This window comes from Tritonibacter mobilis (assembly GCF_001681715.1).
Taxonomy (GTDB): domain Bacteria; phylum Pseudomonadota; class Alphaproteobacteria; order Rhodobacterales; family Rhodobacteraceae; genus Epibacterium; species Epibacterium mobile.
This window is the reverse complement of sequence record NZ_LNWY01000009.1, coordinates 15,584-29,364: the sequence shown is the minus strand read 5'-3', so window position 1 is coordinate 29,364 and position 13,781 is coordinate 15,584. Positions and strand designations below refer to the sequence as shown.

The window sequence follows — 13,781 nt, the reverse complement described above, 5'->3', positions numbered from 1 at the left end:
ACAATGAGAATTGCTGCCCGCGACGATGACCTGTTTTCAAAGATCGCCGTTATGCCCTGTCTTACTGCTCGCCGCTGAAAGGTCGATTGCCTCAGCGCCGCTTTCGTCGAAGCACCGTGTTTCGATCTGCAGGGTTGCGAAAAAGAACCCGAAGTCCTTACGCAGCATGTCGTAGGCGGTTTGCAGGACCTCTTCTTGATCTGTGACACGCAGATGCGCGGAGAAGACATGCTTGCCACTTGTCAGCGCCCAGGCATGAATATGGTGAACATCGGAAACCTCGTGCAGTTCTTCAAGGGTACGTTTGATTTCAGGCAGACTCACTTCGGGAGGCGTGCCTTCCATCAAAAGATGCGCCGCTTCTTTCAGCAATCCCCAGCTCGCCCATAGCAGGACAAACCCGAACGCCATGCCAAGCAGCGGGTCGATCAGCAGAAACCCGGTGAATTCGATTGCGAGGGCGGTCACGATGATCAACAGACTGCCAACAAAGGTCTGGATGATATGCCAGAACGCTCCCTTCGTGTTCAGATCTTCCTTGCTTTGCTTCCAGATCAGCGCAAGCGAAATGAACTCCGTAAAGAGCCCCCCGGCAGCCGCAATCAGCATCGGACCCGTTGGAAGATCAATTGGCGCAGACATGCGCATGGCAGCCATCGCGATGACAACAACCGCCATGGCCAGCAAGAAGCCGCCATTCACAAGGGCGCCGATGATTTCGGCGCGCGCCCAGCCAAAGCTCCGCTCTTCATCCGCCGGACGCAACGCCATACGCGCCGCGACAATGGCGACCAGCACACCGCCCACGGCCGAAAAGGTATGGAACGCGTCGGAGATGACCGCGATTGACCCTGTCCATAGGCCAATCGCCAGTTCAATCACAAAATAGATGCCGGTCAACTAGGCTGATATCGCCAGCCCCTTGCCGCCGGACGGCATATGCCCCTGATGTCCGCCTGCCATCATCTATCTCCTTAGTTTGCGACTAAAGCCGTACCCGTCGCAGCCGCAGTGCATTGCTAATGACGGAGACCGAAGACAGGCTCATCGCGGCGGCGGCGATCATCGGCGACAGAAGAAGGCCGAAAAACGGGTAGAGAATACCAGCCGCGATGGGCACACCTGCGGTATTGTAGGCGAAGGCAAAAAACAGGTTCTGCTTGATGTTTCGCACCGTTGCCTTTGCCAATCGGCGCGCACGCACGATGCCGACAAGATCACCACCCAGAAGGGTGATGCCTGCGCTTTCCACGGCAACGTCGGCACCGGTGCCCATCGCAATGCCCACATCAGCCGCCGCCAGGGCAGGGGCATCGTTCACGCCGTCTCCTGCCATGGCGATCCGGGCCCCTTCTTGTCTGAGGGAGTCCACCAATGCCTTCTTGTCTTCGGGCAAGACGCCTGCGTGGACTTCATCAATACCCAGCTTTGCGGCGACGGCTTCGGCGGTTTTCTGATTGTCACCGGTTGCCATTATGACCCTGAGACCGAGGCGATGAAGGTCATCGATGGCGTCTGCCGTGGACTCCTTGATGGGATCGGCAACAGCGACAATGCCGGCAAAAGTGCCATCTATCGCCACAAGCATTGCTGTCTTTCCAGATTCACGAAGGTCGTCCGCAGCAAATTCCGCAATCGAAGCGTCAACGTTGATCTCTGCCATCATGGCGGGATTCCCAAGTGCCACGACCTGGCCATCGACCATGCCTTTCACGCCCTTGCCAGTCACGGCTTCGAATTCCGTTGCGTTCGGAAGCGTCAGCCCCCGTGCCAGCGCACCCTCGACTATTGCTTCGGCCAGCGGATGTTCGGAGCCCCGTTCGAGGGCCGCAGCCATTGTCAGCAGGTCATTTTCAGCCTTGTCCCCCGTGGGCACCACGTCTGTCAGCTTGGGGCGCCCTTCGGTGAGTGTTCCGGTCTTGTCAACGATGACGGTATCGACACGCGCCATGCGTTCCAGTGCTTCGGCGTCTTTGATCAGAACGCCAGCCTGTGCCCCGCGGCCCGCCGCCGTTGTGATCGAAATGGGCGTCGCAAGGCCCAAGGCACAGGGGCAAGCAATGATAAGAACGGATACGGCTGCAGTAACAGCGAAGGCGAGCGCGGGATCGGGCCCTAAGAACAGCCAGACAACGAAGGATATGATCGCAATGACGACAACCGTCGGAACAAAGACGGACGATACCCGGTCCGCCAGACCCTGAATCGGCGCGCGCGACCGCTTTGCACCTGCCACCATGTCCACGATCTGGGACAGGACCGTGTCCGCACCGACCTGTGTGGCCCGGATCGCCAATGTGCCGTTCTTGTTGATCGTGCCGCCTGTGACCCGGTCGCCTTGTGTTTTCTCGACCGGCAACGGCTCTCCGGTGATCATACTTTCGTCGATAGATGAATGCCCTTCGAGGACCTCGGCATCGACGGGTATGCTGTCGCCGGGGCGTACCCGCAACCTGTCACCCTCAACAATGTGTTCGAGAGGTGCGTCATATTCCGTCCCGTCCGGCAGGATCCGCCGCGCCGTTTTTGGTGCGAGATCGAGCAATGCACGGATGGCATCACCCGTCCGTTCGCGGGCGCGCAACTCGAGCACCTGACCGACAAAGATCAGCGCAACGATCACAACCGCAGCTTCGTAATATGTCCCGACGCTTTGGCCGTTTCGATACGCTTCGGGGAAAATGCCGGGCAGGAATGTTGCGGCAAGCGAATAGATATAGGCAGCCCCGACGCCAAGCGCGATCAGGGTCCACATGTTCGGCGATATATTCCTGATCGATTCCCACCCCCTTTTGAAGAAGGGAAGAGCCGCCCAGAGAATGATCGGGGTTGCGAGGACGAATTCGATGTAGACAGCCGTCTGATGTCCGATCCATTCCCGCACAGGTAGGCCGACCAGTTCACCCATCGTCAGGATAACCAGCGGAACGGCGGCTGCCGCGCTGATCCACATGCGTGTTGTGAAATCGGACAACTCTTCTGACGGCTCGTCCGATGGAAGCATCGGTTCAAGCGCCATGCCGCAGATCGGACAGGACCCGGGCTCATCCTTCAGGATTTGCGGATGCATCGGGCAGGTCCATTGCGTACCGGCCTCGCCATGTGCTGGTGTCTTTTGGGCGTTTCCCGACGCATAGTAAAATGGGTCTTTGCCAAACTTGGTTTCGCAGTTTTCCGAGCAGAAATGAAAGACCTCTCCATCATACTCGGCACTGCGCGTGTCTTCGTCTATCTCGACGGTCATGCCGCACACCGGGTCGGTCGCTGTATCTGGGTCTGATGCGGTCGAGGTGCGCGTCATGTCATGATGATGTTCTTGGTCCGTGGCCATCTTCTAATTCCCGTTTTCAAGACAATTGAACACATAACCCTTCCAGTTACTGGAGGGTCAAGACTCTTCCGACAACGCTGCGTATGAATTTTATGGGCCTTCGCGATGCGCGAAGCTCCTGTCAGCCCAGGGTCAGTATCATGTCTTCCGAAACGGACATCGTGGGAATATGCAGGTTCTCCGGTGCCGGACCCTTTCGAATGCGTCCTGCTGTATCATAATGGGAGCCATGACAGGGACAGAACCAACCACCAAAATCGCCGGCTCCGTCACCAAGTGGTACACATCCCAGATGCGTGCAAACGCCTATCATGACCAAGAAATTCTCATTTCCCGCCACTGCCCTGTTTGCATCGGTGGCCAGGTCATCTCCGGATATGTTGGGATTTCTGGCGACGGTATCAGGAAGGGAAAGCACATCTTCCGAACGGGCCTGCGCGATTTCCGCGTCGGTCCTGTGCCGGATGAACACCGGCTTGCCGAGAAAACTGACAGTCAATTGCGTTCCGGGTTCCACACCGGAGATATCGACGCGGATCTGGGACAGCGCGCGGACATCGGCGGATGGGTTCATCTGATTGAGCAATGGCCAGACCGCAGCCCCTACGGCAACCGCGCCCGTTCCGGCGGTGGCGTAGTACAGGAAATCCCGGCGGAGTTGTGGTGTTTGTGTATCCATAGCGATTCACGGTCGCAGCTTCCTGTGGGGGAAGGTCAATGGTAAAGTAGGCAATCACGGTTTTCATTTTTGCTGACATACTCAGACTTAGGAAGCGTTGGTTGACCGATTTGTTCGCCAGAGCGCTGCGACCAGCAACGGTGCGGCAGTCATCAATCCAAGACCGATGATGATCCACTCAGCAGTGCCGAAATCTCCCGACATGGCCTCTGCTCCGAAATGCGCGAGCAGGAAACTGGCTGGAAGAATGCCTGCCAGAGTTGCGATCAGGAACCGCCAAAGGCGCAGGCGGCTGAGACCGGCAGCGTAGCTCATTGCGTCAAACGAGATGAAGGGCAAGAGGCGAGACGCGAACACCGTCAACATCAACAGATTTTGAGAGCCCAATAACCCGAAACCGGCCTTATCCCCAAGCCAGCGCTCAACGTGGTCGCGCCCGATATAGCGGGCGATGATGAATGCCACGAGTGCACCCAGTTCCGACCCGATGGCGACATAGACAGCTCCGGCAACATGACCATACGCCGCGCCTGCCACCAGTGCGACCGGTGCACTTGGAATGGGGCTTGCCACGATCGAAACCATCATGAGCACGATGATGAGCAACGGTCCCAAAGCGCCGGCCCGCTCTATCCAGACCTCGATAGTCTCGCGGGCTATCGCCGGGCCATATCCCATTGCCCATATGGCTATCAAAAGTACGCCAAGCGCAACCACCAACCATAGCCCAACCCGATGCAGGCGCGGTTTGCTAAGCGGCATGGAGCACCAAAAGAAAGAGAGCTGCGAAGACAATTGGCCTTTGCTCGGGCAAGATGAAATGCATAGGCGCAGAGATGACGATCAACAGCCCGCCGGCGAGGGTCAGCCGCTTGATGTGCAATTCGGTTTTCATCTCAAACCTCTATCGAGGAATAGGATTCCCCTAAAGGTTCCTGTCAGCGGAGGGTAAAGGGATTTCTGCGCTAAGCAACACTGAATTGCCCCATCATGCCGCCGTCTTCGTGTTCCAGAATGTGGCAGTGATACATGTAGGGCGCAGCCGCTGAGGCAGGTTTTTCGAATTTCATCGCAAGCTCCACTTCACCATCCACCAGTACCGTATCCTTCCAACCCCTGTTCTCTGCACGCGGTGCCGTACCGTTTTCCGACAGGACCTGAAACCGGACGCCGTGAACATGGAACGGGTGCATCATCATGGCCCCACGCACAATCCAACGCTCGATGCTGTTGAGTTTGGTGGAAAAATTGAGCGTTCCCGAATCGTATGACGCGCCGTTGATCGAAAATCGGTTACCGGACCGCGAGAACATCATCCCCATGCCCATCGACATATCCAGTGACAGACGTCGGACTGGCGCGTCCTTGACCGCAAGATCAGGCAACTGCCCGTCCAGAGAGCCGGGCAGGGCGTCGATGCGAACCGGAAGGGTTGTGTCGACAGCGAAAGGCAGCACGGTGAATGGACTGCCGGAACCGCCGCCGCCCATCATTCCGCCCATGGCCGAATTAATGATATCGTCGGACTTCAAAACACTGTCCCGCCCGCTTGTGAAATCCACAAGCACTTCTGCGCGCTCTCCTGGTGCAAGGGTCAGGCGGTTCAGCGCAATCGGTCGATCCAGAAATCCGGCATCTGTCGCGATGAGATGAAGCGACCGGCTGTCAGACATGGACAGGCGGTAAACCCGCGCATTCGAGCCGTTGACGACACGGCACCGCACGATCCCCTTCGGAACCGCTGCCGACGCGCCGATTTGACCGTTCACAACCATTGTGTCGCCCTGAAACCCGTTCATGGACTGGTGCATGCCGGGATCGTATTTCAGGCGTCCGCGCCAGTTGAACTGACGGTCCTGCAATACAAGGGTCAGATCATCGACCCCGTAGGCGGATGGCAATCCACGGGCGTCATCCGCGTCATCCGTCACCTGCAGAACACCCGCCAGCCCCAGCATGACCTGCCGTGCCGTCGCGCCGTGAATGTGGCTGTGATACCAGGCCGTTGCCGGGGGCTGGTCAAGGTCCAGCACCGGCTTCCAGGTGTCTCCCGGTGCGATGGCCTGATGTGGTCCGCCATCGAACTCACCGGCAACAACCAACCCGTGCCAATGCGCCGACATCGGCTCGCCAAGCGTGTTGTGCACCTCTGCCCGTGTCTCGACCCCGGCCTGCACCCGGATCGTCGGGCCAAGGTATCCCTGGTTGTAGCCGAACGTTTCGCTGGCGGCACCGTCGTCAAAACGGGTCTCGCCCGTGCGGGCTTCCAGCTGAAAAAGCCGGGATGTCGTCGCATCGAGAAGGGGAGGATACGCGAGCCTCTTGTCCGATGCCGCGAATGCAGCCGATGGCAGGGCAAATGCAGCCCCAAAGCCTGCGGCATGGCCCAACAGTTCTCGACGGTTCAACAGTTTCACTTCAACTCAATTCCTCTGGCAGCGCCGCCAGAGCCATATCGACACTGACGACCGGATAACCGCCCGCGATCCAGCCCGGTCCGGCGGCAGAACCGAGCATGCCTTCGGATACGTCAAGAAAGCCGCTGTAGCCAGCCTGCCGAAGACTTCGCATGACGCGGCCAGACCGCCCGCCTGTCGCACAGATGAGCGCGACAGGCCGCCCTTCGGCCCGTTCCCGGGCGGCAAAAAGCCGCTCGGCGAAACGGTCCTCATGCAGGCTGATGGGCCAGGTACCGTCGGCAACGCCGGTGTCGGTCCATTCCGGTCGCGACCGAACGTCGATCATCCGGATCAGGTCCTGTTGCAGCGCATCTGCTGCCATGTCCGCCGACCAGACCTCGGCGGTCTGGGCGACAGCCGAGAAAGGTGCAACGGAACTGGCCAACATCGCAAGGCTTGCGCCGCGGCGCGTCAGAAAGAAGGCCATAATTTGCCCCCATCAAGCTGAGTGCCGCAGGCTTGACCCTTATTCGCTGTCATGATGACCTTCCATGTCCGTTCCGGTGGAAGTACCGTTCATTTTGCTCATCCGTGTACCGGCATCTTCCATCTCGTCCTGAGAGATCTGGCCGTTACCGTCCGCATCGAGATGCTGAAAGCGATCTACCATGCGCGCGCGCATTGCGTCCATATGCAAGGCTTCGAACTCGTCAAGTGTCAACGCTCCATCGGAATTCGCATCGAACTCCCGCATTTTTTCGGACATCTGCGCGGCCATTTCATGAGGCTGTCCACCGGACATCATTGTCGACATCATGTCCCGATCCATCATTCCCATCATGTTGCCCTGGCCACCCATCATAGCGGCATGCATCTTCATCATTTTTCGCATCATCGGCATCATGTCCCCGCCCATCATGCCCATCTGATTGTCGCCATCGCCCATCGCCATGCCGGACATATTCCCGCTGTCAGGCTTGCTGTCGGCAGCCCCGTCGGATTCCGCAAATGCTGTTTGCGCCATGCCAACCGCGATCACCACGCCAAGCGCAATAATTTCTTGTTTTTTCATTTCTCATTCCTTTCAGACTTACCCTAGATACATTGGCGTTATAGCGCTTTGATTAAAGGCCAAGCGCGGGCCGTTTTGTAATCATTTGTCACAGCATCCTGTTACAAACGGTGACAAAGCAACCACTCACAGTTCGCCGGACGATTTGCTAGACAGACGTCGATCCAGTGAATTCATTGAAGAGGCTGATGATCCTTTGACACCTGAAATCGGTCATTTCGCGCTGGCACTGGCCTTGGCCATGGCGCTTGTTCAAAGTGTGCTGCCCATCCTCGGTGCGGGGCGCGGAAACATCCTGTGGATGCAGTCTGCCAGATGGTCCTCGTTCGGTCAGGTTTTCTTTGTCGGCATCGCGTTTCTGGCGCTGATGCAAGCCTTCGTCACAAGCGACTTCACGGTCAAGAACGTGGTGGAGAATTCCAATTCACTCAAACCGATGCTGTTCAAGGTGGCAGGCACCTGGGGCAGTCACGAAGGATCCCTGTTGCTGTGGACCCTTATCCTGACGGTGTTTGGTGCGGCGGTCGCCCTCTTCGGATCGAACATTCCTCTGTCGCTGAAGGCAAGAACGCTGTCGGTGCAGGCCTGGATCAGTGTCGGTTTCCTGACTTTCATGCTGCTGACGTCCAATCCCTTCGACCGCGTTTTCCCTCCGGCAGACGACGGTCAGGACCTCAACCCATTATTGCAGGATGTCGGTCTCGCCATGCACCCGCCGCTTCTCTACTTCGGGTATGTCGGGTTCTCGATTGTCTTTTCGTTCGCGGTTGCCGCCCTGATCGAAGGGCGGGTGGACGCGGCCTGGGCACGGTGGGTACGTCCGTGGACGCTGGCTGCCTGGATGAGCCTGACCGCAGGCATCGCGCTGGGATCCTGGTGGGCCTATTATGAGCTTGGCTGGGGCGGCTGGTGGTTCTGGGATCCCGTTGAGAACGTCAGTTTCATGCCATGGCTGATGGGCACGGCACTGCTGCATTCCGCAATCGTGACGGAGAAACGGGATGCGTTCAAAAGCTGGACAATCCTTCTGGCGATCCTGACTTTTTCCCTATCGCTCTTGGGCACGTTCATTGTCCGATCGGGCCTGCTGACCTCTGTGCATGCATTCGCGGTCGACCCGGAAAGGGGACTTTATATCCTTGGATTGCTGGCCGTTTCGATCGGCGGTTCCCTTGCTCTGTTTGCCTGGCGCGCGCCGACAATGGAGCCCGGCGGCCTGTTTAAGCCGATCAGCCGGGAAGCGGGGCTATTGGTGAACAACCTGCTGCTGGCCACGGCCACCGGCATTGTGCTGTTCGGCACCTTGTACCCGCTCTTCTACGAAGCCGCGACGGGCGGTGAAAAACTGTCGGTGGGGCCGCCCTTCTTCAATGCGTCCTTTATTCCCGTGATGCTGCCGCTCGTCTTTGCGATGGGGCTGGGGCCTTACCTGTCCTGGAAACGTGCCGATCTGGCGGGCGTTCTGCAGCGGTTGCGTTTCGTGGTCGTTCTGGCCGTGCTCGCGACATTGGTGACCTGGTATCTCGCCGAGGGCGGTCCGGTGTTGGGGTATCTGTCGCTGATGCTTGCATTCTGGCTGTTTTTCTCAACCCTGCGGGAATGGGCGATGCGCATAAAGCTGTTTGAGGCACCGTTCCCGGAATCGGTGCGCCGTGCACGCAACCTGCCCAGATCCTCTCATGGGATGACACTGGCTCATGCGGGGCTCGCGATGGCGATGTTCGGATTTATCGGCTCGACGGTCTGGAAATCCGAGGAAATCATCTTTGTCCGGCCCGGTACAGAGGTCAGCATTGGTGGGTTCGATGTCACCTTTGAGGGGGCCGAACGTGTGCGTGGGCCAAATTACTTCGCGGATCGTGGCACGCTTCGTGTGGCCCGGGAGGGGAACTATGTCACCGATCTCTTCCCGGAGCGGCGTACCTATCCGGTCGCGCAAACCACCACCACAGAGAGCGCCATCAGATCGACAATGGCCGGTGATCTCTATGCGTCCATCGCAAATCCGGCCGCCGAGGACGAGAGCACGCAAGGGGCTTGGACCCTGCGCATCCTGTATGAACCTCTGGTCAACTTTATCTGGATCGGATCGGCGATGCTTGTGCTTGGTGGGGGTCTTTCGCTGTCTGACCGGCGGTTGCGCGTCGGGGCACCCCGTCGCAAGGCGACAGCGCCCGCAGCACTTCCTGCGGAGTAGGCATGGGACGTATACTGGCATTCATTCCGCTGGCAATCGCGGCCATTTTCGGGGGGTTTTTTCTGTGGGGCTTGAACCCGGACCGGGACCCGAACAACATTCCTTCGGTTCTGATCTCGCAGCCGGCACCCGAATTCGATCTGGCCGCTGTCGACGGGTTGGAGACGCCAGGGCTTTCCCGCGCCGATCTGGTCGGGAACCCGCGACCGGTCATCGTGAACGTGTTTGCCTCGTGGTGCGTGCCCTGCCGGGCCGAACACGGGGTTCTGACCCAGATGGTCGAAAAGGACGGGCTGACGTTGTTCGGGATCAATTACAAGGACAAGCCGGAGGATGCGACTAAATGGCTTGCTGAGCTTGGCAATCCCTACGAAAGGATCGGGTCTGATCTGAGCGGCAGAGTGGGGATTGAATGGGGCCTTTCGGGCGTACCTGAAACATTCATTGTCGGCTCTGACGGGACGGTGTTGTTCAGATATGTCGGCCCCGTCGTGGGCGAAACGGCGATTTCCACATTCAGGGAAGCATTGATCCAGGCTGGCGCGTTAGCAAGGGGCCAGAACGGATGAGGTATATCGCATTTGCTTTCCTCCTGCTGCTTCCGGTGACGGCCTTGGCGGTCGAGCCAGACGAGATGTTGCAGGATCCTGTACTGGAGCAACGCGCCCGTGAAATATCACGGGAACTGCGCTGCGTTGTCTGCCAGAATCAGGACATCGACAGCTCCAACGCCGGGGTTGCGCGGGACCTGCGCATACTGGTGCGCGAAAGGCTTGTTGCCGGTGACAGCGACAAGGAGGTCATCGCGTACATCCACGCCCGGTATGGCGATTATGTCCTGATGCGCCCGCCCCTGAATCGCGCCACTCTCGCGCTCTGGATGGCGCCCTTCGTGTTTGCGCTTGTTTCGCTGCTTGTCGGCTGGACCGTCATTTCGAGAAGCCGGCGCAGGGCTGCCGCAACGGGATTTTCCGATGACGAAAAAGCGGAAATTGCGCGTTTCATTGAAGAGAACGCTTCAAAGGACGGTTCATGATCTGGTTGGTTTTCGCCCTGTTATCCGTTGTAGGTCTGCTTTTCATGGGCCTGCCGCTGCGCCATCGGTCGTCGCGGACACCCGTCCCGGCTGACGCCACGGATGCGGTCCTCATGGATCAGTTGGATGAGGTTCGGCGGGATCTTGAGCGCGGTGTCATTTCCGACACCGAGGCCACGGCGGCGGAGCAGGAGATCAAGAGACGGATCCTCGTGCAGTCGCGCCGGTCCGTTCTGTCAGATGGGAAACCGGCGGCAGGGGGCCGCTTGATGGTCGTTCTGAGCGCAGTGTTCGTGCCGGTCTTCGCTTTTGGATATTACTCCGCAATGGGCTCGCCAGAGATCCCAGGTGTCGCCTTTGCCGAACGTGCCACTGAACGGCAGGAAGCGGCGGAAATCGCCGAATTGACAGATCGTCTGTACGTCCGGCTCAGTTCAGACCCCGAAGGCGGGCCTTCGGAAGGCTGGATGCTGCTGGGGCAAACCTATTCGAAAATGGGCCGGTATGCGGATGCAGCCGATGCATATAGAGTTGTCGCACAACGACCGGAGGCCGATTCCGCCGTCTTCTCCATGTTGGCCGAGGTTCTGATCTACGCAGAGCAAGGTGTGGTGACACCTGAAGCGGACACCGCGATTGATCGGGCGTACGAACTGGATCCTTCCAATCCCGGTGCTGCCTTTTTCAAGGCAGTCTCGCTCGAGCAGAAGGGCGATGAGGCTCGGGCTCACGAAACGCTGGTGGCCCGGCTGGACGATGCGGATAGGTTTTTCCCGTGGATGGAAAGCTTTGTTGGCGAAGCCAACCGGATTGGCGCGAAGATCGGCAAGGCTCCGATCTCGCTGGCCGACTATGCCCCGAAGACCAGTGCGTCCGGCCCGACACAGGAAGACATCGAAAACGCGCAGGACATGAGTGTGGAGGAACGACAGGATTTCATCCGCTCGATGGTCGAACGGCTGGCCACGCGGCTGGAAGATGAGCCTGACGATCTTGATGGATGGATGCGGCTTGGCAATGCCTATTCGGTTCTGGGTGATACCGCGCCGGCAATCGCGGCGTTTGAACACGCTGAAATCCTGTTGTCGGAGGTGCCGGGAGATGACCCGCGCCGTCAAGCCGTGCAAAGCGCGTTGGAACGGTTGCGCCCGTAGTGGCGTGGGCGACCGTCGCTGTGCAGGTGAATGTGAGGCAGGATCAAGGTTTGGCGCTTAATCGAAAGCCCATCCGGTCCGGCCGTCGTCACAGACTATTTCGTGGGTAGTACCTTCAGACTGACCGACCAAGCGACATCCTACGGGAAGCATGACGTCGTGTGCCGCATCCCGTGTCACGGAAGGGGGCTCAAGTGGGCAAAGCTTGCCCGAGGCCGACTGGGCACAACCGCCGAGGGCCAGAATACCTGCAATCGGAATTCCGATTGTCAGCCGCGTTCTAGCGGGCGCGTACCAGTTCTCGTTCGGGAGCTTGGCCATCTTCAAATTCTGCATCCACAGTCGCCTCGTTCGCCTGTTCAACTCTTGACCCGTGACACGACTTTCCCATCATCCTGTGCATGACGACATGCGCACCAAGACAAAGTGCGAGCGGCGCAAAAAGGCCGACGTTGCCCCACAGACCCGCGATCGTGCCGCCTGCAATAAAGAATGCGGCGACTGGAAACAACATAACGGCACAACAGGCCATCATACCATACTGCATCAGTTTCGATGAACCGGTGGATTTTTGACTTTGATTGTCAGACATGTAGCTCTCCAGAATATGCTCGTGTTCTTCTGCGACATTCCAGTGAGGCAAGGTCAAGGGTACATTCGGATACAATTTGATCAGATGACAGCCTGCGGGTCGTTGACCAAGTTGGCCCGTCAGGTTGCCAGATCCAACGCATAGGACAGGAATGTGACGAGGGGGATCGGGGTCAGGCTGAACAGCAAGGCCATGCTCATTGTCCTGAACATGGTAGGCTTCGATGCCTCGCCAGAAGGTTCTGTCAGAACCACCAGAAGCGCGATGAAGGTGCCGGGCGCCAGGGCATAGAGATATACGCCCGAGATGTTCCCAAACATGAACGACCGCTCGAGCGTTGGTCCGACCACGCTCAAAGCTGTTGCACGGCTGCCGTTGAACGAGCCGAACAGATCGGCCGACATCACATAGACGGCAATGTGAACCCCAATGAATGCGACACTCCGCAGCAGGCCATCTAAAACCAGGTAAACAATCGGCCGATGCTGGTACTGCTTCAGCGCGACCGATGCGGAAACGAACCCCAAGTAATTCACGAGGAAAACGACCACAAACCCATTGGTAAAGACCTGCCGGAGGAAGCGCGAGAGCGCGGTCCCATTCGTCAGCAGCAGCGTCGCAAAACCAGGCGTTGCGAGGATGTAGACAAGCAGGAACGGCAATATGCTTGCCAAGCTCAGAACGGATACGTTCCAACAAAATCTGCCGAATGGTAAGGTCGGCGAAAAACTTTGTCGGAACGTATCGCGGGCAAACACGTCAGCCGTGGGTTGCGAAGACTTGCGTCGACCCATCCATCAGTACAAGCAGCACATCATAGGGATCACCTTGGGGGCCCATGCCGGGCGAACCCATGGGCATTCCCGGTGCTGTCAGTCCGCGCGCGACAGGTTTTTCGCTCAGCAACCGCCCGATGTCAGCCGCAGGCACGTGACCCTCGACGAAATATCCGCCCACGGACGTAGTGTGACATCCTGCCAGTTCCGGCGCGATGCCGTGTTTCTGCTTCAGAACCTGAAGCGTGTCGTAATCCACGTCCTCGACCGATGCCTTGAAACCGGCAGCGATCATCTCATTTACCCAAGCGCCGCAGCAGCCGCAGGTCGGTGTCTTTGTCACCTGCAACGTGGGTGCGGCGGTTTGCGACAAAGCAGGCCCGGCCAAGGCCAGGCTGAGTGCCGTAAGGCCAAATTCACGTCGGTTCACTTAAAACTCCTCGATGTTCTTCGTTCTTCCTTAAATAGTTGCTCGGTATCCCGAAGTCGACTGCCCGCGCTGTTACATTTGGCTACAAACACGGGATGGGCGTCCCTTGGTGAAA

15 protein-coding genes are annotated in these 13,781 nt (G+C 58.4%); 4 read left to right on the top strand and 11 right to left on the bottom strand.

Annotated features, from left to right (window positions below):
* Window positions 1–36 precede the first annotated feature (36 nt).
* The 8 genes from UB90_RS10250 to UB90_RS10220 all read right to left on the bottom strand — a co-directional run bounded on the left by UB90_RS10250 (window position 37) and on the right by UB90_RS10220 (window position 7,481).
* Window positions 37–900, bottom strand: a complete 864-nt coding sequence (locus UB90_RS10250; protein WP_227512169.1) for a cation diffusion facilitator family transporter — start codon at window positions 898–900, stop codon at window positions 37–39.
* An 85-nt stretch (window positions 901–985) separates the two neighbouring features.
* Window positions 986–3,331, bottom strand: coding sequence for a heavy metal translocating P-type ATPase (locus UB90_RS10245; RefSeq protein ID WP_043847221.1), 2,346 nt, complete (start codon window positions 3,329–3,331; stop codon window positions 986–988).
* A 121-nt stretch (window positions 3,332–3,452) separates the two neighbouring features.
* Window positions 3,453–4,010 (bottom strand): ubiquinol-cytochrome c reductase iron-sulfur subunit, encoded by a 558-nt coding sequence (petA, locus tag UB90_RS10240; protein WP_009824465.1) that lies wholly within the window; start codon window positions 4,008–4,010, stop codon window positions 3,453–3,455.
* A gap of 87 nt (window positions 4,011–4,097) precedes the next feature.
* Window positions 4,098–4,772, bottom strand: a complete 675-nt coding sequence (locus UB90_RS10235) for a TVP38/TMEM64 family protein (RefSeq protein ID WP_043847219.1) — start codon at window positions 4,770–4,772, stop codon at window positions 4,098–4,100.
* Window positions 4,762–4,905: a hypothetical protein gene (locus tag UB90_RS22805; protein WP_009824469.1), complete on the bottom strand. Its 144-nt coding sequence runs from the start codon at window positions 4,903–4,905 to the stop codon at window positions 4,762–4,764. Before UB90_RS22805 ends, UB90_RS10235 begins: the two co-directional genes overlap by 11 nt.
* A gap of 70 nt (window positions 4,906–4,975) precedes the next feature.
* Entirely contained in the window at window positions 4,976–6,427 is a 1,452-nt protein-coding gene (locus UB90_RS10230) for a multicopper oxidase family protein (RefSeq protein WP_043847217.1), read from the bottom strand.
* Between the two features lies 1 nt (window position 6,428).
* Window positions 6,429–6,896: a rhodanese-like domain-containing protein gene (locus UB90_RS10225; protein WP_043847215.1), complete on the bottom strand. Its 468-nt coding sequence runs from the start codon at window positions 6,894–6,896 to the stop codon at window positions 6,429–6,431.
* Window positions 6,897–6,935: 39 nt separating this feature from the next.
* Window positions 6,936–7,481, bottom strand: a complete 546-nt coding sequence (locus UB90_RS10220; protein ID WP_043847211.1) for an EF-hand domain-containing protein — start codon at window positions 7,479–7,481, stop codon at window positions 6,936–6,938.
* A 196-nt stretch (window positions 7,482–7,677) separates the two neighbouring features.
* Here UB90_RS10220 and UB90_RS10215 point away from each other — a divergent pair, with 196 nt between their 5' ends.
* The 4 genes from UB90_RS10215 to ccmI are packed head-to-tail and all read left to right on the top strand — an operon-like array spanning window position 7,678 to window position 11,868.
* Entirely contained in the window at window positions 7,678–9,678 is a 2,001-nt protein-coding gene (locus UB90_RS10215; RefSeq protein ID WP_043847210.1) for a heme lyase CcmF/NrfE family subunit, read from the top strand.
* A gap of 2 nt (window positions 9,679–9,680) precedes the next feature.
* The gene (locus tag UB90_RS10210) at window positions 9,681–10,247 is read left to right on the top strand and encodes a DsbE family thiol:disulfide interchange protein (protein ID WP_009824474.1); all 567 of its coding nucleotides are present in this window, start codon (window positions 9,681–9,683) and stop codon (window positions 10,245–10,247) included.
* Window positions 10,244–10,714 (top strand): cytochrome c-type biogenesis protein, encoded by a 471-nt coding sequence (locus tag UB90_RS10205; RefSeq protein WP_009824475.1) that lies wholly within the window; start codon window positions 10,244–10,246, stop codon window positions 10,712–10,714. Before UB90_RS10210 ends, UB90_RS10205 begins: the two co-directional genes overlap by 4 nt.
* Window positions 10,711–11,868, top strand: a complete 1,158-nt coding sequence (gene ccmI, locus UB90_RS10200; RefSeq protein ID WP_043847209.1) for a c-type cytochrome biogenesis protein CcmI — start codon at window positions 10,711–10,713, stop codon at window positions 11,866–11,868. The genes UB90_RS10205 and ccmI overlap by 4 nt, the downstream gene beginning before the upstream one ends.
* A 280-nt stretch (window positions 11,869–12,148) precedes the next feature.
* Here ccmI and UB90_RS10195 read toward each other — a convergent pair whose 3' ends face one another.
* The 3 genes from UB90_RS10195 to UB90_RS10185 form a co-directional block, all read right to left on the bottom strand.
* Window positions 12,149–12,460, bottom strand: a complete 312-nt coding sequence (locus tag UB90_RS10195) for a DUF2933 domain-containing protein (RefSeq protein ID WP_037953520.1) — start codon at window positions 12,458–12,460, stop codon at window positions 12,149–12,151.
* A gap of 119 nt (window positions 12,461–12,579) precedes the next feature.
* Complete coding sequence (locus tag UB90_RS10190) at window positions 12,580–13,122, bottom strand: hypothetical protein (RefSeq protein WP_050672448.1); 543 nt, start codon at window positions 13,120–13,122, stop codon at window positions 12,580–12,582.
* 97 nt (window positions 13,123–13,219) lie between these two features.
* Window positions 13,220–13,666 carry a DUF411 domain-containing protein gene (locus UB90_RS10185; protein WP_043847208.1) on the bottom strand — a complete coding sequence of 149 codons (447 nt, stop codon included), beginning with the start codon at window positions 13,664–13,666 and terminating at the stop codon, window positions 13,220–13,222.
* Between the last annotated feature and the right edge of the window lie 115 nt (window positions 13,667–13,781).

Bases quoted from the DNA above. Each gene is read 5' to 3' on its own strand.
- UB90_RS10245 (WP_043847221.1), bottom strand. From the start codon at position 3,331: ATGGCCACGGACCAAGAACATCATCATGACATGACGCGCACCTCGACC.
- petA (WP_009824465.1), bottom strand. From the start codon at position 4,010: ATGGATACACAAACACCACAACTCCGCCGGGATTTCCTGTACTACGCC.
- UB90_RS10235 (WP_043847219.1), bottom strand. From the start codon at position 4,772: ATGCCGCTTAGCAAACCGCGCCTGCATCGGGTTGGGCTATGGTTGGTG.
- UB90_RS22805 (WP_009824469.1), bottom strand. From the start codon at position 4,905: ATGAAAACCGAATTGCACATCAAGCGGCTGACCCTCGCCGGCGGGCTG.
- UB90_RS10225 (WP_043847215.1), bottom strand. From the start codon at position 6,896: ATGGCCTTCTTTCTGACGCGCCGCGGCGCAAGCCTTGCGATGTTGGCC.
- UB90_RS10220 (WP_043847211.1), bottom strand. From the start codon at position 7,481: ATGAAAAAACAAGAAATTATTGCGCTTGGCGTGGTGATCGCGGTTGGC.
- UB90_RS10210 (WP_009824474.1), top strand. From the start codon at position 9,681: ATGGGACGTATACTGGCATTCATTCCGCTGGCAATCGCGGCCATTTTC.
- UB90_RS10205 (WP_009824475.1), top strand. From the start codon at position 10,244: ATGAGGTATATCGCATTTGCTTTCCTCCTGCTGCTTCCGGTGACGGCC.
- ccmI (WP_043847209.1), top strand. From the start codon at position 10,711: ATGATCTGGTTGGTTTTCGCCCTGTTATCCGTTGTAGGTCTGCTTTTC.
- UB90_RS10195 (WP_037953520.1), bottom strand. From the start codon at position 12,460: ATGTCTGACAATCAAAGTCAAAAATCCACCGGTTCATCGAAACTGATG.